The organism is Streptomyces viridifaciens (genome assembly GCF_001888885.2).
GTDB lineage: Bacteria > Actinomycetota > Actinomycetes > Streptomycetales > Streptomycetaceae > Kitasatospora > Kitasatospora aureofaciens.
Genome location: NZ_CP090841.1, coordinates 3122007 through 3141028, shown reverse-complemented (window position 1 = coordinate 3141028; position 19022 = coordinate 3122007). Strand labels below are relative to the sequence as shown.

The 19022-nt window shown below is 71.6% G+C and carries 18 protein-coding genes; 14 read left to right on the top strand and 4 right to left on the bottom strand.

Features of this window, described 5'->3' with window-relative positions; translation table 11 throughout:
- Nucleotides 1-6: 6 nt before the first annotated feature.
- Nucleotides 7-702: a demethylmenaquinone methyltransferase gene (locus BOQ63_RS20975; protein ID WP_030287196.1), complete on the top strand. Its 696-nt coding sequence runs from the start codon at nucleotides 7-9 to the stop codon at nucleotides 700-702.
- A gap of 211 nt (nucleotides 703-913) precedes the next feature.
- Complete coding sequence (locus BOQ63_RS20970) at nucleotides 914-2203, top strand: geranylgeranyl reductase family protein (RefSeq protein WP_030287198.1); 1290 nt, start codon at nucleotides 914-916, stop codon at nucleotides 2201-2203.
- 124 nt (nucleotides 2204-2327) lie between these two features.
- Here the strand turns inward: BOQ63_RS20970 and BOQ63_RS20965 are convergent, their stop codons facing one another.
- From BOQ63_RS20965 to BOQ63_RS20955, 3 genes are all read right to left on the bottom strand, one after another.
- Nucleotides 2328-2693 (bottom strand): MazG-like family protein, encoded by a 366-nt coding sequence (locus tag BOQ63_RS20965; RefSeq protein WP_030287200.1) that lies wholly within the window; start codon nucleotides 2691-2693, stop codon nucleotides 2328-2330.
- A 105-nt stretch (nucleotides 2694-2798) separates the two neighbouring features.
- Nucleotides 2799-3509: a peptidylprolyl isomerase gene (locus BOQ63_RS20960; protein ID WP_223885995.1), complete on the bottom strand. Its 711-nt coding sequence runs from the start codon at nucleotides 3507-3509 to the stop codon at nucleotides 2799-2801.
- Nucleotides 3510-3632: 123 nt separating this feature from the next.
- Complete coding sequence (locus BOQ63_RS20955) at nucleotides 3633-4307, bottom strand: TetR/AcrR family transcriptional regulator (RefSeq protein WP_223885994.1); 675 nt, start codon at nucleotides 4305-4307, stop codon at nucleotides 3633-3635.
- Between the two features lie 94 nt (nucleotides 4308-4401).
- On the opposite strand from BOQ63_RS20955, the gene BOQ63_RS20950 reads away from it, so the two are divergent.
- Both BOQ63_RS20950 and BOQ63_RS20945 read left to right on the top strand, forming a co-directional pair.
- Nucleotides 4402-5067 (top strand): CatB-related O-acetyltransferase, encoded by a 666-nt coding sequence (locus BOQ63_RS20950; protein ID WP_030552703.1) that lies wholly within the window; start codon nucleotides 4402-4404, stop codon nucleotides 5065-5067.
- A 176-nt stretch (nucleotides 5068-5243) separates the two neighbouring features.
- The gene (locus tag BOQ63_RS20945) at nucleotides 5244-6227 is read left to right on the top strand and encodes a DMT family transporter (protein ID WP_078867484.1); all 984 of its coding nucleotides are present in this window, start codon (nucleotides 5244-5246) and stop codon (nucleotides 6225-6227) included.
- 13 nt (nucleotides 6228-6240) lie between these two features.
- Here the strand turns inward: BOQ63_RS20945 and BOQ63_RS20940 are convergent, their stop codons facing one another.
- Nucleotides 6241-6873 carry a hypothetical protein gene (locus BOQ63_RS20940; protein WP_223885993.1) on the bottom strand — a complete coding sequence of 211 codons (633 nt, stop codon included), beginning with the start codon at nucleotides 6871-6873 and terminating at the stop codon, nucleotides 6241-6243.
- Nucleotides 6874-7071: 198 nt separating this feature from the next.
- Here BOQ63_RS20940 and BOQ63_RS20935 point away from each other — a divergent pair, with 198 nt between their 5' ends.
- The 10 genes from BOQ63_RS20935 (at nucleotide 7072) to nuoH (ending at nucleotide 19017) form a co-directional block, all read left to right on the top strand.
- A complete protein-coding gene (locus tag BOQ63_RS20935; RefSeq protein ID WP_050366624.1) occupies nucleotides 7072-8184 on the top strand; it encodes a sensor histidine kinase in 1113 nt (370 codons plus the stop codon).
- The gene (locus BOQ63_RS20930) at nucleotides 8181-8876 is read left to right on the top strand and encodes a response regulator (RefSeq protein WP_030287221.1); all 696 of its coding nucleotides are present in this window, start codon (nucleotides 8181-8183) and stop codon (nucleotides 8874-8876) included. Before BOQ63_RS20935 ends, BOQ63_RS20930 begins: the two co-directional genes overlap by 4 nt.
- Nucleotides 8877-9705: 829 nt before the next feature.
- Nucleotides 9706-10065 (top strand): NADH-quinone oxidoreductase subunit A, encoded by a 360-nt coding sequence (locus BOQ63_RS20925; protein ID WP_030060100.1) that lies wholly within the window; start codon nucleotides 9706-9708, stop codon nucleotides 10063-10065.
- A gap of 201 nt (nucleotides 10066-10266) precedes the next feature.
- Nucleotides 10267-10821: a NuoB/complex I 20 kDa subunit family protein gene (locus BOQ63_RS20920; protein ID WP_030286559.1), complete on the top strand. Its 555-nt coding sequence runs from the start codon at nucleotides 10267-10269 to the stop codon at nucleotides 10819-10821.
- Nucleotides 10818-11531, top strand: coding sequence for an NADH-quinone oxidoreductase subunit C (locus BOQ63_RS20915; RefSeq protein WP_030286557.1), 714 nt, complete (start codon nucleotides 10818-10820; stop codon nucleotides 11529-11531). The genes BOQ63_RS20920 and BOQ63_RS20915 overlap by 4 nt, the downstream gene beginning before the upstream one ends.
- Entirely contained in the window at nucleotides 11531-12862 is a 1332-nt protein-coding gene (locus BOQ63_RS20910; RefSeq protein WP_030286555.1) for an NADH-quinone oxidoreductase subunit D, read from the top strand. Before BOQ63_RS20915 ends, BOQ63_RS20910 begins: the two co-directional genes overlap by 1 nt.
- Nucleotides 12859-13710, top strand: coding sequence for an NADH-quinone oxidoreductase subunit NuoE (nuoE, locus tag BOQ63_RS20905; RefSeq protein WP_072654775.1), 852 nt, complete (start codon nucleotides 12859-12861; stop codon nucleotides 13708-13710). The genes BOQ63_RS20910 and nuoE overlap by 4 nt, the downstream gene beginning before the upstream one ends.
- Complete coding sequence (gene nuoF / locus BOQ63_RS20900) at nucleotides 13710-15071, top strand: NADH-quinone oxidoreductase subunit NuoF (protein WP_072654774.1); 1362 nt, start codon at nucleotides 13710-13712, stop codon at nucleotides 15069-15071. The genes nuoE and nuoF overlap by 1 nt, the downstream gene beginning before the upstream one ends.
- A complete protein-coding gene (locus BOQ63_RS20895) occupies nucleotides 15068-17683 on the top strand; it encodes an NADH-quinone oxidoreductase subunit G (RefSeq protein WP_150476023.1) in 2616 nt (871 codons plus the stop codon). The genes nuoF and BOQ63_RS20895 overlap by 4 nt, the downstream gene beginning before the upstream one ends.
- Nucleotides 17680-19017, top strand: coding sequence for an NADH-quinone oxidoreductase subunit NuoH (gene nuoH, locus BOQ63_RS20890; RefSeq protein ID WP_030286547.1), 1338 nt, complete (start codon nucleotides 17680-17682; stop codon nucleotides 19015-19017). The genes BOQ63_RS20895 and nuoH overlap by 4 nt, the downstream gene beginning before the upstream one ends.
- Nucleotides 19018-19022 lie beyond the last annotated feature (5 nt).

The following is a 19022-nucleotide window of genomic DNA, read 5'->3' as shown; positions in this document are numbered from 1 at the left end:
GGGGGCGTGACCCGAGCCTCCCTGGACAAGCAGCCGCACGAAGTCGCCGCCATGTTCGACGACGTCGCGGCCAAGTACGACCTCACCAACGACGTGCTCTCCCTCGGCCAGGCCCGCGCCTGGCGTCGGGCGGTGGCCGAGGCGGTCGCCGCCGGACCGGGGGACCTCGTGCTCGACCTCGGGGCCGGCACCGGTACCTCCTCGCTGCCCTTCGCCGAGGCCGGGGCCCAGGTCGTCCCCTGCGACTTCTCGGTCGGCATGCTCACCGAGGGCAAGCGCCGCCACCCCGAGCTGCCGCTGACCGCCGGCGACGCCACCCGGCTGCCGTTCGCGGACGACACCTTCGACGCCGTGACGATCTCCTTCGCGCTGCGCAACGTCCACGAGACCGACGCGGCGCTGCGCGAGATGCACCGGGTCACCAAGCCCGGCGGCAAGCTCGTGATCTGCGAGTTCTCCACGCCGACCTGGACGCCGTTCCGGACCGTCTACACCGAGTACCTGATGCGCGCGCTGCCGCCGGTCGCCACCGCCGTCAGCAGCAACCCGGATGCGTACGTCTACCTCGCCGAGTCCATCCGGGCCTGGCCGGACCAGCCGGCGCTGGCCGCCCGGATGCAGGAGAGCGGCTGGTCGAAGGTCGCCTGGCGGAACCTGACCGGCGGGATCGTCGCGTTGCACCGCGGGTACAAGTCCGCCTAGCGGGGCCGTGCCGCCCATCCCGCGCCCTGCCCCCCCGGTCCCGCCCTGCCTCGGCCCCGTCCCGCCCTGCCCCGGCCCGGGTCGGGGCAGGGCGGGACGGGGCGCGGGCGAGTCCGGCGACGTCAGCGGAACTAGACTGCCGGAGACAAAAGCCGCCATCCCCCCGCCGCAGCTCCAGGAGTGTGTCCACGTGTCCGAGACCGCAGCCGATCTGACGAAGCCGGACAGCACGGTCGAGAGCACTGCCGACGTCATCGTGGTCGGCGCGGGCCCGGCCGGCGCCACGACCGCGTACTATCTCGCCCAGGCCGGGCTGGACGTGCTGCTGCTGGAGAAGACCGCCTTCCCGCGGGAGAAGGTCTGCGGCGACGGTCTGACCCCGCGCGCCACCAAGCAGCTGGTGGACATGGGCATCGACGTCTCCACCGAGAACGGCTGGCTGCACAACAAGGGCCTGCGCATCATCGGCGGCGGTGTCCGGCTGGAGCTGGACTGGCCCGAGCTGGCCTCCTTCCCGGACTACGGACTGGTCCGCAAGCGCGCCGACTTCGACGAGCTGCTGGCCCGTCAGGCCGAGAAGGCCGGCGCCCGGCTCTACGAGCGCTGCAACGTCAGCGGGCCGGTCCTGGACGACCGCACCGGCCGGATCGTCGGCGTCACCGCCAAGCTCGGCGAGGAGAAGCGGCCGGTCACCTTCCGGGCCCCGCTGGTGGTCGCCGCCGACGGCAACTCCACCCGGCTCTCGCTCGCGATGGGCCTGCACCGCCGCGAGGACCGCCCGATGGGCGTCGCCTACCGCACCTACTTCAACTCGCCGCGCCACGACGACGACTACCTGGAGTCCTGGCTGGAGCTGTGGGACACCCGCGGCGGCCAGCGCAAGCTGCTGCCCGGCTACGGCTGGGTCTTCGGCATGGGCGACGGCACCTCCAACGTCGGCCTCGGCATCCTCAACTCCTCGCCCGCGTTCGGCGAACTCGACTGGCGCGAGGTGCTCAAGGCCTGGTGCGCCGGCATGCCGGAGGAGTGGGGCTACACCCCCGAGAACATGACCGAACCGATCCGAGGCGCCGCACTGCCGATGGCCTTCAACCGGCAGCCGCACTACACCCGCGGCCTGCTGCTCGTCGGCGACGCGGGCGGCATGGTCAACCCGTTCAACGGCGAGGGCATCGCCTACGCGATGGAATCCGGCCAGATCGCCGCCGGCGTCATCGTGCAGGCCCACGCCCGCCTCACCGACGGCGGACGCGAGCGCGCCCTGCAGGCCTACCCGCGCATCCTCAAGGACGTGTACGGCGGCTACTACACGCTCGGCCGGGCCTTCGTGAAGATGATCGGCAACCCCAAGGTGATGCAGCTCGCCGCCCAGCACGGCCTGCCCCGGCCGCTGCTGATGCGCTTCACCCTCAAGCTGCTCGCCAACCTCACCGATCCGAAGGGCGGCGACGCGATGGACCGCGTGATCAACGGGCTGGCGAAGGTCGCGCCCAACGCCTGACGCCCGTGACTGGTGTTCGGTGCCTGAGGCCTGGGTTCTGAGGCCTGGTGTCGGAGACTTGGCCCTTGACGGTTGGGTCCGGGGCTTCGTGGGGCTCTCCGTGGGCTCTCTGCCGGGCTTCGTTTCAGGCTTTCTTGGCCGCCGCCGTCTCCTCGGGCCCGTCGACCGGGCGTCGGGAGGCGGCGGAGCGCTGTTCGACGTAGGCCAGGCGCTCGGCGAACACCCGGGCCGCGTCGGGGGTGAGCGTCCGCAGGGCGACGAGGGCGCTGAAGACGACGTCGCAGAGCTCGTGCTGGACGTCCTCCCAGGTGTGGGTGACGCCCTTGCGCGGGTTCTGGCCGGTGGCGCCGATCACCGCCGCGCCGACCTCGCCGACCTCCTCCGAGAGCTTGAGGAGCCGCAGCAGGCGCTCCTCCTGTGGCGACTGCGTGCTGTGCTCGTCCAGCCAAGCGACCAGGTGGTCGACGCTCTCCCAGATCCGGCTGTCCATGCGGCGCTGCTCCCTGCGGTGTCGTTGGTGATGCCACCGTACGGGAGCGGCAACGGGGGTGGGCCGGGCGGCTGCGCCCGGCCCACCCCGCCGGCCGGACGCTGGTCAGTGCTTGCTGATCTTCACGCTGCGGATGTTCACGGGGACGTTGGGGTAGCCGTCACCGGGGCCGTTCTGGTCGTCCTCGCCGGCGGCGGCGATCTTCTGCAGGACGTCCAGCCCGGCTGTGACCCGGCCGAACGGGGTGTAGGCGGGGGAGAGCTTGGTGTCCTTCCAGACGATGAAGAACTGGCTGCCATTGGTGTTCGGACCGGCGTTGGCCATGGCCACCGTGCCCGCCGGGTAGGTGGCGCCGGTCAGGTTCTCGTCCGGGAAGGAGTAGCCCGGGCCGCCGCTGCCCGTCCCGGTGGGGTCCCCGCACTGCAGGACGTAGATCCGCTGGGTGGTGAGGCGGTGGCAGTGGCTGCGGTCGAAGTAGTCGTGCTCGGCGAGGAAACGGAACGAGAAGGTGGTGCAGGGCGCCTTGTCGGTCAGTGCCTCGAAGGTGATCGGACCCTGGTTGGTCCGCAGGGTCGCGTGGTAGGGGCGGGCGGCCTTCTGGGCGTCGAAGACCGGGATGCCCTTGAAGTTGTCGGCAGGGACGGCGGGTGTGTAGGTGCAGGCCGTGCTCTGGGCGGGAGTGGAGCCGGAGGGCGCCGCGACGGCGGTGCCGGTGCTCGCCGCGAGCGGGAGGACGGTGGCGGCGGCGACCAGCGCCCAGTGCTTGCGCTTCACGTGACGGGCCTTCCGGGGGGTGGTGGACGGCATGCTTGTCATGGAGGCATCATCCACGGCCGGATGGGTCTCCGGTAGGGGTCGGGACGGCTGGGACTCCTTTTGCCGGGTGGTGGTCATGGGCAGTCAGCTGGGTTGCGGGGTCGTTCAGTCACCGCGCCTTGGCTACTGGTCGGGGGTGTTCGGTGCGGTGTCGGGTTCCGGGTCGGTCGGGATGGAGGCGAACAGTCCGGCGCGGGCGGCCAGGGCGGCGGCGTCGGCGGCCCGCTCGGCGGTGCGGGCGTCCAGTGCTTCGCCGGTGACGAACAGTCGGTAGTAGAGCGGGGCGGTGGCGGCCCTGATGACCTCGGCGCCGTCCGTTCCGGCCGGCAACTCTCCTCGGGTGACGGCCCGTTCGGCGACCTCGGCAGCCTGGTGGTGGCGGGCCGCGAAGAAGTCGCGAAGGGCTGCCGCGCCGGCATCGGAGCGCTGGGCGGCGGAGATCAGCGCGGTGGGCGTGGGGCTCTGCTTGGGGTCGGTGAAGACGCTGAACACCTCCTGGGTGATCCGGCGGAGGTCCTCCTGGAGGTCTCCGGTGTCGGGCAGCGGCCAGGGCTGGTCGGCCGAGGCGGTCAGGGCGTCCGCGACCAGGCCGTCGATGCCGCCCCAGCGCCGGTAGAGGGTGGCCTTGTGGACGCCGGACCGGGCCGCGACCGCCTCGGCGGTGAGACCGTCGTAGCCCTTCTCCGCGACCTCGGCGAGCGTGGCGGCGACCACGTCCGCACGGACCCGGGCGCTGCGGCCGCCCGGGCGTGGGGACGGCGTGCGGGGTTGCTGGTCGGGGTGGGTGGGCTCGTTCAAAGTCGACTCCAGTCGCATTAAGGCTTGCTGTGGGGCGGCAATCCTGCCATGCTCATCGTAATGCGACTGAAGTCGCATTACGAGAGGAGCCTGCGTGACCACCACCGCCATCCCCGACCCGACCGCTCTCCACCCGCTCGTCGGCCACGACCGGGTGGTCCTGCTACGCCCGCTCGTCACCGACCCGAGGATCGAGGTCGGCGAGTACACCTACTTCGACGACCCCGACGGCGCCACCCGCTTCGAGGAACGCAATGTCCTCTACGCCTACGGCCCCGAACGGCTGGTGATCGGCAAGTACTGCGCGATCGCCACCGGAACCCGCTTCCTGATGGCCGGGGCCGCCCACCCGACCATCGGTGCGTCCACCTTCCCCTTCACGATGTTCGGCGGCAGCTGGACGGAGCAGACCCTCGACATCGTCACGGGCCTTCCCAGCCGGGGCGACACCGTCGTCGGCAACGACGTCTGGTTCGGATTCGGCGCCACCGTCCTGCCCGGTGTCCGGATCGGCGACGGCGCGATCATCGCGGCCGGTGCGATGGTCACCGCCGACGTCGAGCCCTACACGATCGTCGGCGGCAACCCCGCCCACCCGATCCGGCGCCGCTTCGACGACGCCGACATCGAACGCCTGCTCCGCGCCGCCTGGTGGGACTGGCCGGTCGAACTCGTCACCGAGCACGTCCGCGCCATCATGTCCGGCACCCCAGCCGACATCGAGGCCATCGCCGACGCGAACGGCTTGCTCGCCTCCTGACCCGCCGGCACCCGGCAGGGGCATTGATCACCGGCGGGCCGGTGCGCGAGGATGGCGCCCCCTTGCTCCATCCCTCACCCCGTCCGCCGCTGAGCCACACGCCCAGCTCCTGGGTCCGTCCGACGCCGTACGGTCCTCGCACCCGCCGGTTCCGTTCGCTCGGAGGGATCCTCCTCATGCGTGCCTCCCTGTCCTCATCCTCATACTCATCGGTCCTTCGTGATCTGCCGGTCCTACTCGTGGCAGTGGTCTGGGGGTCGAGCTTCCTCGCCGTGCAACGGGTGGCCGAGCCCGGGACGGTCGTGGCGATGCTGGTGCTGCGCTTCGGGTTGGTGCTGCCGCTGCTCGGGCTGGCCGCGTGGCGGGCCCTGCGGAAGCTGACCCGCACCGAGTGGCTCGGTGGCGCCGCACTGGGCCTCGTCCTCAGCGGTATCTTCCTGCTGGAGACCTACGGCGCCGTCCACACCTCCGCCACCAACGCAGGGCTGATCATCAGCCTCGCCATGGTGCTCACCCCGCTCGGCGAGAGCGCCCTCGGCCGGACCGCACCACCGCGAGCCTTCCTCGCGGCCGCCGGACTGGCCGTCCTCGGCGTCGCACTGCTCACCGGCGACGGCGGGCTGCGCCCTCCGACGCTCGGCGACCTACTGGTACTGGGCGCCGCCCTCGTCCGCTCCGCGTACGTCCTCGCGATGGCCCGCACCCGGGCTGTTCGCAACACCGACATGCTCGCCGTCACCTGGGTCCAGCTCGCGGTCGCCACCGCAGTGTTCGCCGTCGTCGCACTCGCCGTCGGGCCCGCCCCCTGGACCGTCGCGCTCTCGTACGGAGCCGGCCAGTGGGCCTGGTTGCTGCACCTGTCCCTGTTCTGCACGCTCTTCGCCTTCTTCGTTCAGATGTGGGCCGTCCGGGCCACCTCGCCGTCCCGGGTGAGCCTGCTGCTCGGTACCGAACCGCTGTGGGCCGCGATCTTCGGCATCACCGTCGCCGGTAACCGGATGGGCCCGCTCGCCCTGCTCGGCGGGGCCCTGGTGCTGGTCGCGACCGAGTGGGGTCGGCGCACCGCCCCCACGCCGCGCCCGACCGGGAGCGAGGACGGGACAGGCACGGTGGCGGATGCCGGGACCGGGGAGCAGACGCGGGAGCCGGTCCCGGCGTGACCCGACGTCGTCATCACCGGCGCCGCCACAACGTCCGACGGGCGTAGTCGAGAGTGACCGCGCCGAGCAGCGGACCCCAGGCCACCAGCGGCAGGTACGCGGCCGTCATCACCAGACCGGCGAAGCCGTGCGGCGCATCCGGCTCGGCCAGGTTGTGGGCCCAGCGGCCGAAGAGCCCCTCCATGCCGAGGGCGGTGAGTATCGCCGAGCCCAGCAGAGCGGGGACGATCGCGGCCAGCGGCCGGACCCGGCGGCCGCCGATCAGCGGGATCCACCTGGGCGCCACCAGCCCCCAGGGCCGGACCAGGCCGAGGGTCAGGAAGGCCAGAGCCTCCGCCAGGGCGCTCAGGACCACGCAGTAGACCGTCCCCCAACCGGGCTGGTGCGCCCCGAAAGCCGCGGCCGTCGCGCCGGTGAAGCCGACCGGGACGCCGAAGCCGAAGACGATGCGCCACACCCCCGAGGGGACGGTGCTCAGGACGGCTGCCTTTGCCGCCAGTTGGGCCCAGCGGGGTGCGGGGGCTACGCCCGGGGCAGTGGGCGCGGTCTCGCCGGCCGCCCCGACCGCCCCGACCGCCCCGACCGCCCCGACCGCACGGGCTCGGCGGGCGGTGGCGACACGGGCGTTGATCACGGGCTTCGACATCGTGGGTTCCTTTCGGCCCGACCCCCTCGGCCGGTGCGACGACTCAAGAGTGGAGGTCCGCCGGGGGACGCCGGCAGTGCCGATCGGGCTGTTCTGGCTGCTCAACCCGCCTGTGAAATATGCCGATCGGCACAGGTGGCCCCGCTGCGGCCCGTCGTACTGTGACGGCAGTCGAAGAGTCCATGAAAGGCGGTGACGATGAATCAGCTCCTGTCCTTGGCCGTCCCGGTCCTGCTGCTGCCGGCCTGGCTGCTCCGCAGGCGGTACGGATCGGCGGCGGTGACCACCGCGCTCGGCGCGGTCTCGGCGGCGGTCTCGGGCGCCGTCTGGTTCGCCGGCCGCTGGACGGAGGCGGATCGCTGGACGGGGCTGGTCGGCCTGGCCGAATTGGCCGGCTTGCTGCTCGCAGTGGCCCTCAGCCTGCGGTCCGAGGACGGCCCGCGGTGTGCGGCGGCCGCTTGGACGGCATGCGGAGCGGTCGCGCTCTGGCCGTCCCGGTTCGACGGACCCGCCGACGCGCTCACGCTCTTCGGGTTCGGATCGATGCTGTCCCTGCCGACGGTGCTGATCGGGCTCTACCTGCGCGGCCTGGACGAGGGCCGGGCCCGCGCGGTCGCCGAAGCCAGGCGGGCTCAGCGGATCGAACTGGCCCACGACCTCCACGACTTCGTGGCGCACGACGTCAGCGGCATGGTTGCCCAGGCCCAGGCGGGGGCGTACCTGGCCTCCGTCGACCCGGCACGGACGGCCGAGATGTTCGAGCGGATAGAGCAGGCGGGGCAGCGGGCCCTGGCCTCGTTGGACCGGACCGTTCAGCTGCTTCGAAGCGAAGAAGCCGGTGGCCGCAGCCCACAGCCGGGCCTCGGCGAACTCGTTCAGGTGACCGAGCAGTTCACGGCCGCCGGCGGTGCCGAGGTCCAACTGGAGCTGCCGGACCAGCCGCTCCCGCGCGAGGTGGGTGGGACGGTCCACCGGATCGTCGTCGAGGCGTTGACCAACGTCCGACGGCATGCCGGGGGCGTCCGCCGCATCGACATCCGGGCCCGCTGCGCCGGCGACTGGCTGGAGCTGACCGTGACGAACGACGGTCGGTCGCCGGGGTCGGTCGTCCGCCCCCGCAGTGGCGGCGGCAGCGGACTGCCAGGACTGGCGGCGCGAGTGGAGGCCCTGGGCGGAGTGTTCGAGGCAGGTCCGCACGAGCAACAGACCTGGCGCGTGACGGCGAGGCTGCCGTTGGCCGGGCGGGCGGAACCGGAGCGACCGGAAACCCCGATGAGGACCAGTGCGGGTGCAGGAGAGAAGAGCAGATGAGCAACAGTGCAAGGCCGATCCGAATCCTGGTGGCCGACGACCAGGCCGACGTCCGAAGCGCGTTCCGGATGATCCTGGACGTCCAACCGGACATGACGGTGGTAGCCGAGGCGGCGGACGGCGCCGCAGCGGTGCAGGAGGCGAAGAGACTGCGGCCGGACGTGGTGCTCGCGGACATCCGGATGCCGAAGCTCGATGGCCTGGAGGTCACGCGGCAGCTGGCCGACCAGTGCAAGGTGATCGTGGTGACCACCTTCGACCTGGACGAGTACGTCCACACGGCCTTGCGGCACGGGGCGGCGGGTTTCCTGCTGAAGCGTTCCGGGCCGGTACTGCTGATCGAGGCGGTCCGTGCGGCGATGGCCGGGGACGCGTTGATCAGCCCGCAGATCACGGTCCGGCTGCTCCAGCACATGGCGGTGCCCGGATCCAGCGCGGTGCCCGGGCCTGCGGCCGCGGCAGGCGTACCGGGCCCGTTGACAGCCGGGCCGGTGGAGGAACTGACCGAGAGAGAAAAGGAGATCGCCGAGCTGGTGGCCGACGGAGCGACCAACGCCGAGATCGGCGCCAGGCTCTTCATCTCACCGGGAACGGTGAAGAACCACCTCGCCAACATCCAGCGCAAGCTCGGCGCCCGCAACCGGGTGGGCGTCGCGGCCTGGGTGTGGGAACAGGCAGCCAGTAACCGGTAACCGGGTGCCTGGCCCGCAGGGCGAAAGCGGATGAAGGAGGCCCTCACAAGGGCGAGCCCCGAGAACGAGAGGGAGGCAAGGCCGGAGGCGGAGGCGGGCCCAGGGTTGTGAGGGCCGCACCAGGAAGTTGGGCCTGCCCGCAGCGGGAGGCATGCCGCGACAGCGGAGGCGGAGGCGGCGGAGGAGGAGGGCGAGGAGGAGGGCAGGCCTCCAGGGGCCCACAGACTGCCGGAGCTGCGCGCGCAGCAGCTCCGCGCTGAGACCGGCCGGCTCAGCGCAGGTGACACCGGTAGTCGGTGGGCAACCCTGGCGCGGGCGGCGGGCGGCGGGCGGCGGGCGGCGGGCGGCGGGCGGCGGGCGGCGGGCGGCGGGAGGGGGAGGGGGACACCCACGGCAACTTCGCTCCCCTTGTGAACGAAAGGTCAAGCAATCGTTCCTCCCCCCGCCACCCCTCCGAGTGAGCCGCCATAACACGTCAACATGGCGCCCGGAAATTTGCCAACAGCGACGCATAGTTGATATAGGAACTCGTCCCTGACCAGCCGCTTCAAACTTGAATGCGACTGCTTGTGGCCATTTGACTCCTTTGCGTTGACAACTCTGGGCATGTTCACATTCGCCACCATTCACATGGTGTCGTAGATCACAAAGATGGCGACGAACTGCGTGTCGCAGATCACAAGCTACCGGGCATAGGATGCGCTCGTTCCAGGCTTTGTGAACTGCCTCACATGAGGTGGATCTCGGGAACTGGAGCGCGGGTTCACCTCAGTGTGACCCGCCGGTTCCGATCTGCAGTCAAGGACGACTGGACGGAGGGAGCGGGGCTATGAATGCCTACGCGCCGATCCTCGTACTCGGTGCCATCGCGGCGGCGTTCGCGGTCGGTTCCGTCGTGATGGCCTCACTCACCGGCCCCAAGCGGTACAACCGGGCCAAGCTGGAGGCGTACGAGTGCGGCATCGAGCCGACCCCGCAGCCCGTGGGCGGCGGTCGGTTCCCGATCAAGTACTACCTGACGGCGATGCTCTTCATCGTCTTCGACATCGAGATCGTCTTCCTCTATCCCTGGGCGGTGACCTTCGACGCCCTGGGGATCTTCGGGCTGGTCGAGATGCTCCTGTTCATCGCCACCGTCTTCGTCGCCTACGCCTACGTCTGGCGCCGCGGTGGCCTGGAGTGGGACTGAGCCCCGGAGCGGGGCTGAGCCAGGGGTGGCGCCGCCGCCCTTGTGAACGAGCGGACAAGCTCCAAGGAGCCGGACGTTCTCCCGGGCTCCCCGGACGTTCTCCCGGGCTCCCGGGGTCCCGGCACACCGGGCGCCACCCGGACGCTCCCCGGGCGTACCGCCGGACGTACCAGAGGACTTGAGGGCATTGAGAGGGATCTGATGGGAATCGAGGAGAAGCTGCCGAGCGGCTTTCTGCTCACGACCGTGGAGACGGCCGCCGGCTGGGTGCGCAAGGCGTCACTCTTCCCGGCCACCTTCGGTCTGGCCTGCTGCGCGATCGAGATGATGACCACCGGCGCCGGCCGCTACGACCTGGCCCGGTTCGGCATGGAGGTCTTCCGGGGCTCCCCCCGGCAGGCCGATCTGATGATCGTGGCGGGCCGGGTGAGTCAGAAGATGGCCCCGGTGCTGCGCCAGGTGTACGACCAGATGGCCAACCCGAAGTGGGTCATCTCGATGGGCGTCTGCGCCTCCTCCGGCGGGATGTTCAACAACTACGCGATCGTCCAGGGCGTCGACCACATCGTCCCGGTGGACATCTACCTGCCCGGTTGCCCGCCCCGCCCGGAGATGCTGATGGACGCCATCCTGAAGCTGCACGACAAGATCCAGCACGAGCCGCTGGGCGTGAACCGGCGCCGCGCCGAGGAACTCGGCGAGGCCCTGGCCCTCAAGGCCACCCCGGTCAGCGAGATGCGGGGGCAGCTGCGATGAACGAGCAGGTACCCGAGACCCGCCGCGAGCAGCCGGTGCGCGAGATCCCGGTCGAGGTGGTCGGCCGCCGCCAGGGCATGTTCGGCACCCGGGGCAGTGGCGACACTTCGGGCTTCGGCGGCTTGTCCGCCCCGATCGTGCTGCCCGGCCCGAGCGAACGCCCGTACGGCGGCTGGTTCGACGAGGTGGCGGACGAGTTCGAGGGCGCCCTGGAGGAGCAGGGCCTGGACCCGGCCGAGGTGATCGACAAGACCGTGGTCGACCGCGCCGAGCTGACCTTCCACGTCGACCGCGCCCACCTCCTGAAGGCCGTGCGCATCCTGCGCGACGACCCGGCACTGCGTTTCGAACTGTGCCTGGGTGTCAGCGGAGTGCACTACCCCGGCGACAAGGGCCGCGAGCTGCACGCGGTCTACCACCTGCGCTCGATCACCCACGGCCGGCTGATCCGGCTGGAGGTCACCGCGCCGGACGCCGACCCGCACATCCCCTCCGTGGTGAGCGTCTACCCGACCAACGACTGGCACGAGCGCGAGGCCTACGACTTCTTCGGCCTGGTCTTCGACGGCCACCCGGCACTCACCCGGATCATGATGCCGGACGACTGGCTGGGCCACCCGCAGCGCAAGGACTACCCGCTCGGCGGCATCCCCGTCGAGTACAAGGGCGCCCAGATCCCGGCACCCGACCAGCGGAGGTCGTACAGCTGATGAGCACTCAGCACTACGAGGAAGCAGACGCCCGCGAGACCACCGAGGGCCGGGTCTTCACCGTCACCGGCGGCGACTGGGGCGAGGTGGTGGAGGCGGTCGGCCGGGCCGACGACGAACGCATCATCGTCAACATGGGCCCCCAGCACCCGTCCACCCACGGCGTGCTGCGGCTGATCCTGGAGATCGACGGCGAGACGGTGAAGGAGGCCCGCTGCGGCATCGGCTACCTCCACACCGGCATCGAGAAGAACATGGAGTTCCGCAGCTGGGTCCAGGGCACCACCTTCGTGACCCGCATGGACTACCTGACCCCGCTGTTCAACGAGACCGCCTACTGCCTGGCGGTCGAGAAGCTGCTCGGCATCACCGACGACGTCCCGGAGCGGGCCAGTGTCATCCGGGTGATGATGATGGAGCTCAACCGGATCGCCTCCCACCTGGTCTGTCTGGCCACCGGCGGCATGGAGATCGGCTCCACCACCCTGATGGTCTACGGCTTCCGGGACCGCGAACTGATCCTGGACGTCTTCGAGCTGGTCACCGGCCTGCGCATGAACCACGCGTACGTGCGCCCCGGCGGCCTCGCCCAGGACCTGCCCCCGGGCGCGGTGGACCAGATCCGCGAGGCGGTCCGCACCTTCCGCTCTCGGATGCACGAGTACGACAAGCTCGCCACCGCCAACCCGGTGTTCAAGGCCCGCCTGGTCGACGTCGGCTTCCTGGACCTGGCCGGCTGTCTGGCCCTCGGCGCCACCGGCCCGATCCTGCGCGCCGCCGGTCTGCCGCACGACCTGCGCAAGAGCGACCCGTACTGCGGCTACCAGGACTACGACTTCGAGGTCGCCACCGCGGACACCGCCGATTCCTACGGCCGCTTCCTGATCCGTCTGGAGGAGATGAAGCAGTCGCTGCGGATCGTCGAGCAGTGCCTGGACCGGCTGCGGCCGGGCCCGGTCATGGTGGCCGACAAGAAGATCGCCTGGCCCGCCCAACTGGCCGTCGGCCCGGACGGCCTGGGCAACTCGCTCGACCACATCCGCAAGATCATGGGCACCTCGATGGAGGCCCTGATTCACCACTTCAAGCTGGTCACCGAGGGCTTCCGGGTCCCGGTCGGCCAGGCGTACGTAGCGGTCGAGTCGCCCAAGGGCGAGCTGGGTGTGCACGTGGTCAGCGACGGCGGGACGCGCCCGTACCGGGTCCACTTCCGGGATCCGTCGTTCACCAATCTGCAGACGATGGCGGCGATGTGCGAGGGCGGCCAGGTGGCCGACGTGATCGTCGCGGTGGCCGGGATCGACCCGGTGATGGGAGGCGTGGACCGGTGACCAACGTCGAACTCGGACTGCCGGCGCTGCCGGCCCCGCCCTACCCGGAGGAGGTGCGCGCCCGGCTCGCCGCCGACGCCGCCGAGCTGATCGGCCGCTACCCCCAGGCCCGTTCGGCGCTGCTGCCGCTGCTGCACCTGGTGCAGGCCGAGGAGGGCTTCGTCAGCCCGACCGGGATCCGCTTCTGCGCCGAGCAGTTGGACCTCACCACCGCCGAGGTCACCGCCGTCGCCACCTTCTACACGATGTACCGGCGGCGCCCGGCCGGGAAGTACCACGTCGGGGTCTGCACCAACACCCTGTGCGCCGTGCTCGGCGGCGACCAGATCTTCGCCGAGCTCCAGCAGCACCTGGGGATCGGCAACAACGCCACCACCGAGGACGGCCAGATCTCGATCGAGCACATCGAGTGCAACGCCGCCTGCGACTACGCCCCCGTGGTGATGGTCAACTGGGAGTTCTTCGACGACCAGACCCCGGAGAGCGCCCGGCAGTTGGTGGACGACCTGCGGGCCGGCCGCGAGGTGCGGCCCACCCGCGGCGCCCGGCTGTGCGGCTTCAGGGAGACGGCCCGGATCCTGGCCGGCTTCCCCGACGAGCGTCCCGGCGCCAACGACGAGTCCGGCGCCGGCGGCGCGCCCTCGCTGGCCGGCCTGCGGCTGGCCCGGGGCGAGGCCCTGCCCGGCACCCCCGGAGCCAAGGTCGTCTCCCCCCGCCACGAGGAGCCCCTCCATGAGGAGCCCCTCCACGACGAGCCCCACCAGGGGGAGCCCCTGCAAGAGGAATCCCGCCACGAGGAGCGGGGCCCAGAGGCGAAGGCCGACGGCCAGGAAGGGACCGAAGCGTGATGACCTCCGCCGAGTCGGCCGAGAAGCTGCTCACCCCCGTCCTGTCCGACCCCTGGGACGACAGCCGCCCCTGGACCCTCGCGACCTACCGCCGCCACCACGGCTACGAGGGCCTCAAGGCGGCCCTCGCCATGCCCCCGGACGACGTGATCGCCCTGGTCAAGGACTCCGGCCTGCGCGGCCGCGGCGGCGCCGGCTTCCCCACCGGGATGAAGTGGCAGTTCATCCCGCAGAACGACGGCAAGCCGCACTACCTGGTGGTCAACGCCGACGAGTCCGAGCCGGGCACCTGCAAGGACATCCCGCTGCTGTTCGCCAACCCGCACTCGCTGATCGAGGGCATGGTGATCGCCTCCTACGCGATCCGCTGCGACCACGCCTTCGTCTACCTGCGCGGCGAGGTCGTCCCGGTGCTGCGCCGCCTGCACGCGGCCGTGGCCGAGGCGTACGAGGCCGGGCTGCTGGGCCGGAACATCCTCGGCTCCGGCGTGGACCTCGGCATCACCGTGCACGCCGGCGCCGGCGCCTACATCTGCGGCGAGGAGACGGCGCTGCTGGACTCGCTGGAGGGCCGTCGCGGCCAGCCGAGGCTGCGGCCGCCGTTCCCGGCGATCGCTGGCCTGTACGCCTGCCCGACGGTGGTCAACAACGTCGAGTCGATCGCCTCGGTGCCGGCGATCCTGGCCCGCGGCAAGGAGTGGTTCAAGGGCCTGGGCACCGAGAAGTCCCCGGGCTTCACGCTGTACTCGCTCTCCGGCCACGTCACCAACCCGGGCCAGTACGAAGCGCCACTGGGCATCACCCTGCGCCAGCTGCTGGACCTCAGCGGCGGCGTCCGGGCCGGCCACCGGCTGAAGTTCTGGACCCCGGGCGGCTCCTCCACCCCGATGTTCACCGAGGAGCACCTCGACGTCCCGCTGGACTACGAGGGCGTCGGTGCGGCCGGTTCGATGCTCGGCACCAAGGCGCTGCAGGTCTTCGACGAGACCACCTGCGTGGTGCGGGCGGTCACCCGCTGGACCGAGTTCTACGCCCACGAGTCCTGCGGCAAGTGCACCCCCTGCCGGGAGGGCACCTACTGGCTGGTCCAGCTGCTGCGGCGGATCGAGGCCGGCGAGGGCGTCGACGGGGACCTGGAGAAGCTCCTCGACATCGCCGACAACATCAACGGCAAGTCCTTCTGCGCGCTGGGCGACGGCGCGGCCAGCCCGATCGTCTCCTCGCTCAAGTACTTCCGGGCCGAGTACGAGCAGCACCTGGCCGAGCGCCGCTGCCCGTTCGACCCGGCCGCCTCCACCGTCTGGGCCGACGGCCCCCGCCCCGGCCACCAGTCCGCCACCGAAAGGGAGGTGCACGCGTGACGATCACTGAGCCAACCGCCTCCAGGAGCGACGACACCGCGGTCGAACTGGTCACGCTCACCATCGACGGCGTCGAAGTGAAGGTCCCCAAGGGCACCTTGGTGATCCGGGCCGCCGAGTCCATCGGCACCCAGATCCCGCGCTTCTGCGACCACCCGCTGCTGGACCCGGCCGGCGCCTGCCGGCAGTGCATCGTGGAGATCGAGGGCCAGCGCAAGCCGGTGGCCTCCTGCACGATCCCGGTCGCCGAGGGCATGGTGGTGCGCACCCAGCTGAGCTCGCCGGTGGCCGAGAAGGCGCAGCGCGGCGTGATGGAGCTGTTGCTGATCAACCACCCGCTGGACTGCCCGGTCTGCGACAAGGGCGGCGAGTGCCCGCTGCAGAACCAGGCGATGTCCACCGGCGACGCGGATTCCCGCTTCGAGGGCATGAAGCGCACCTACGAGAAGCCGGTGCCGATCAGCAGTCAGGTGCTGCTGGACCGGGAGCGCTGCGTGCTGTGCGCGCGCTGCACCCGGTTCTCGCAGCAGATCGCCGGGGACCCGTTCATCGACCTGGTGGAGCGCGGGGCGCTGCAGCAGGTGGGCACGGGCGAGGGGGACGACTTCGAGTCGTACTTCTCCGGGAACACCATCCAGATCTGTCCGGTGGGTGCGCTGACTTCGGCGGCTTATCGTTTCCGCTCGCGCCCCTTCGACCTGACGTCCTCGCCGAGCGTGTGCGAGCACTGTGCCTCGGGCTGCGCCCAGCGCACCGACCACCGGCGGGGCAAGGTGCTGCGCCGGCTGGCGGGCGAGGACCCGGCGGTGAACGAGGAGTGGAACTGCGACAAGGGCCGGTTCGCCTTCCGCTACGCCCAGCAGCGCGACCGGCTGACGACTCCGCTGGTGCGGGTGGACGGCGAGCTGGTGCCGGCGTCCTGGCCGGAGGCGCTGGCCCGGGCGGCGGAGGGGCTGCGCGGGGCCCGTACGGGTGTGCTGGCGGGCGGCCGGGTGACGGTGGAGGACGCGTACGCGTACGCGAAGTTCGCCCGCGTGGTGCTGGGCACCAACGACGTGGACTTCCGGGCCCGCCCGCACAGCGGTGAGGAGGCGGACTTCCTGGCCGCGGCGGTCGCCGGGCGCGGGGTGGACGTGGACGGCACCGGGCTGAGCTACGAGCGGCTGGAGCAGGCCCCGGCGGTGCTGCTGGCGGGCTTCGAGCCGGAGGAGGAGTCGCCGATCGTCTTCCTGCGGCTGCGGAAGGCGAGCCGGGCGAAGGGCATGAAGGTGTTCTCGGTGGCGGCCTTCGCCTCCCGGGGGCTGGCGAAGCTGCGCGGTGCGCTGCTGCCGGCGGCGCCGGGCACCGAGCCGGAGTGGTTCGCGGCGCTGGCCGCGGACGAGCCGTTGAACGACGACGCGGGCCGGGTGGCGGAGCTGCTGCGCCGCCCGGGCGCGGTGATCCTGGCGGGTGAGCGGCTGGCGTCGGTGCCGGGTGCGCTGACGGCGGTGCTGCGGCTGGCGCAGGCGACCGGGGCCGAGCTGGCCTGGGTGCCGCGCCGGGCGGGCGAGCGCGGGGCGGTGGAGGCCGGTGCGCTGCCGGGCCTGCTGCCGGGCGGCCGTCCGGTGGCCGCGGCGGCGGCCCGGGCGGAGGCGGCCGCGGTGTGGGGGGTGGCGGAGCTGCCGTCGCGCCCGGGCCGGGACACCGGCCAGATCCTGACCGCGGCCGTGCAGGGCGACCTGGACGCGCTGCTGGTCGGCGGGGTGGATCCGGAGGACCTGTCGGATCCGGCGCTGGCCGTGGAGGCGTTGGCGGCGGCGTTCGTGGTGTCGCTGGAGTTGCGTCCGTCGGCGGTGACCGAGCGGGCGGACGTGGTGCTGCCGGTGGCGGCGGTGGCGGAGAAGGCGGGCACCTTCCTGGACTGGGAGGGCCGGGTGCGGATGTTCGAGGCCGCGCTGAAGCCGGACCAGCAGATGGGCCGGCACCTCCAGTCGGACCTGCGGGTGCTGTCGATGCTGGCGGACGCGCTGGGGCACCGGCTGGGCCTGACGGACGTGCGGGCGGCCCGGCTGGAGCTGGACCGCTTCGAGCCGTGGCGGGGCGACCGGGCGGCCGCTCCGGCGGCGCACCCGGGTGTGCTGCCGCGGCCGGCCACCGGCCAGGCGGTGCTGGCGGGTTGGCGCCTGCTGCTGGACAGGGGCTCGCTGCAGGAGGGCGATCCGCACCTGGCGGGGACCCGGCACCGGGCGGTGGCCCGGCTCTCGGCGGCCACCGCGAAGGAGGTCGGTGCGCTGGTGACCGGTTCGCAGGGCGTCGGGGCGGAGGCGGCCGGTGCGCTGAGGCTGACCGGCCCGGCCGGGTCGCTGGTGCTTCCGCTGGAGGTCACCGAGTCGGTGCCGGACCGTACGGTCTGGATCCCGCTCAACTCCACGCCGGGCGGCGCCCATCGCGCGCTCGGCACCACCGTCGGCCACCTGGTGACGATCGCCGCGGCCGAGCTCGAACAGGCCGGTTCCGCGGCCGTCGCCGGCACCGGAACCGCGACCGGTTCCGCGGCCGGCGCCGGCACCGGCATCGGTTCCGCGGCCGGTTCCGCGGCCGCTTCCGGGGCCCGGGAAGGGGAGGTCCGATGACTTCGCAGCCGTACGAGACGCTCCACTTCTTCGGCCAGGACCCGTGGTGGCTGGTGCTGCTGAAGGCGGTGTTCTGCTTCGCCTTCCTGGTGCTGACGGTGCTGGTCGCGATCGTCTGGGAGCGCAAGGTGGTGGCCTGGATGCAGTTGCGCATCGGGCCGAACCGGCACGGCCCGTGGGGCCTGCTGCAGTCGCTGGCGGACGGCGTGAAGCTGGCGCTGAAGGAAGACCTGGTGGTCAAGGGCTCGGACAAGGTGGTCTACGTCCTGGCCCCGATCGTCTGCGCCATCCCGGCGTTCATGGCCTTCGCGGTGATCCCGTTCGGTCCGCCCGGCAACGAGGTGTCGGTCTTCGGCACCCGGACGCCGCTTCAGCTGACCGACTTCCCGGTGGCCCTGCTGTACGTGCTGGCGACGGCCTCGGTGGGCATCTACGGGATCGTGCTGGCGGGCTGGTCCTCGGGTTCGACGTACCCGCTGCTGGGCGGGCTGCGCTCCTCGGCGCAGATGATCAGCTACGAGATCGCGATGGGCCTGTCCTTCGCGGCGGTGTTCATCTACTCGGGTTCGATGTCGACCTCGGAGATCGTGGCGCACCAGCAGCCGACCTGGTTCGCGGCGCTGCTGCCGGTGTCGTTCATCGTGTACATCATCGCGATGGTGGGCGAGACCAACCGGGCGCCGTTCGACCTCCCGGAGGCCGAGGGCGAGTTGGTGGGCGGTTTCAACACCGAGTACTCCTCGCTGAAGTTCGCGATGTTCATGCTGGCCGAGTACGTCAACATGGTGACGGTCTCGGCGGTGGCCTCGACCCTGTTCCTGGGCGGCTGGCGCGCCCCGTGGCCGGTGTCGACCTTCTGGGAGGGCGCCAACCACGGCTGGTGGCCGATGCTGTGGATCACACTGAAGATCCAGCTGCTGCTGTTCTTCTTCATCTGGCTGCGCGGCACGCTGCCCCGGTTCCGCTACGACCAGTTCATGAAGCTGGGCTGGAAGGTGCTGATCCCGGTCTCGCTGGTGTGGCTGGTGCTGATCACCAGCGTGCGGGCGCTGCGCAACGAGGGGTACGGCTTCGGCCAGGTGGTGCTGTACGTGGGGGCGCCGGTGGGCGCGGTCCTGCTGCTGGCGCTGGTGCGGGACGCCCTGAGGAAGCAGCCCGAGGAGGCCGCGGCGTCCGAGGACGGGCCGGCCGAGGCGTTCGACCCGATGGCGGGCGGGTACCCGGTGCCGCCGCTGCCCGGCCAGGTGCTCCCGCCGGTGCCACGCCGGCCCAGCCGCGCCCCGAAGCAACTCCAGGACGCCCTCAACGGGGCCGACCATTCCGAAGGGAGCTGATCCGC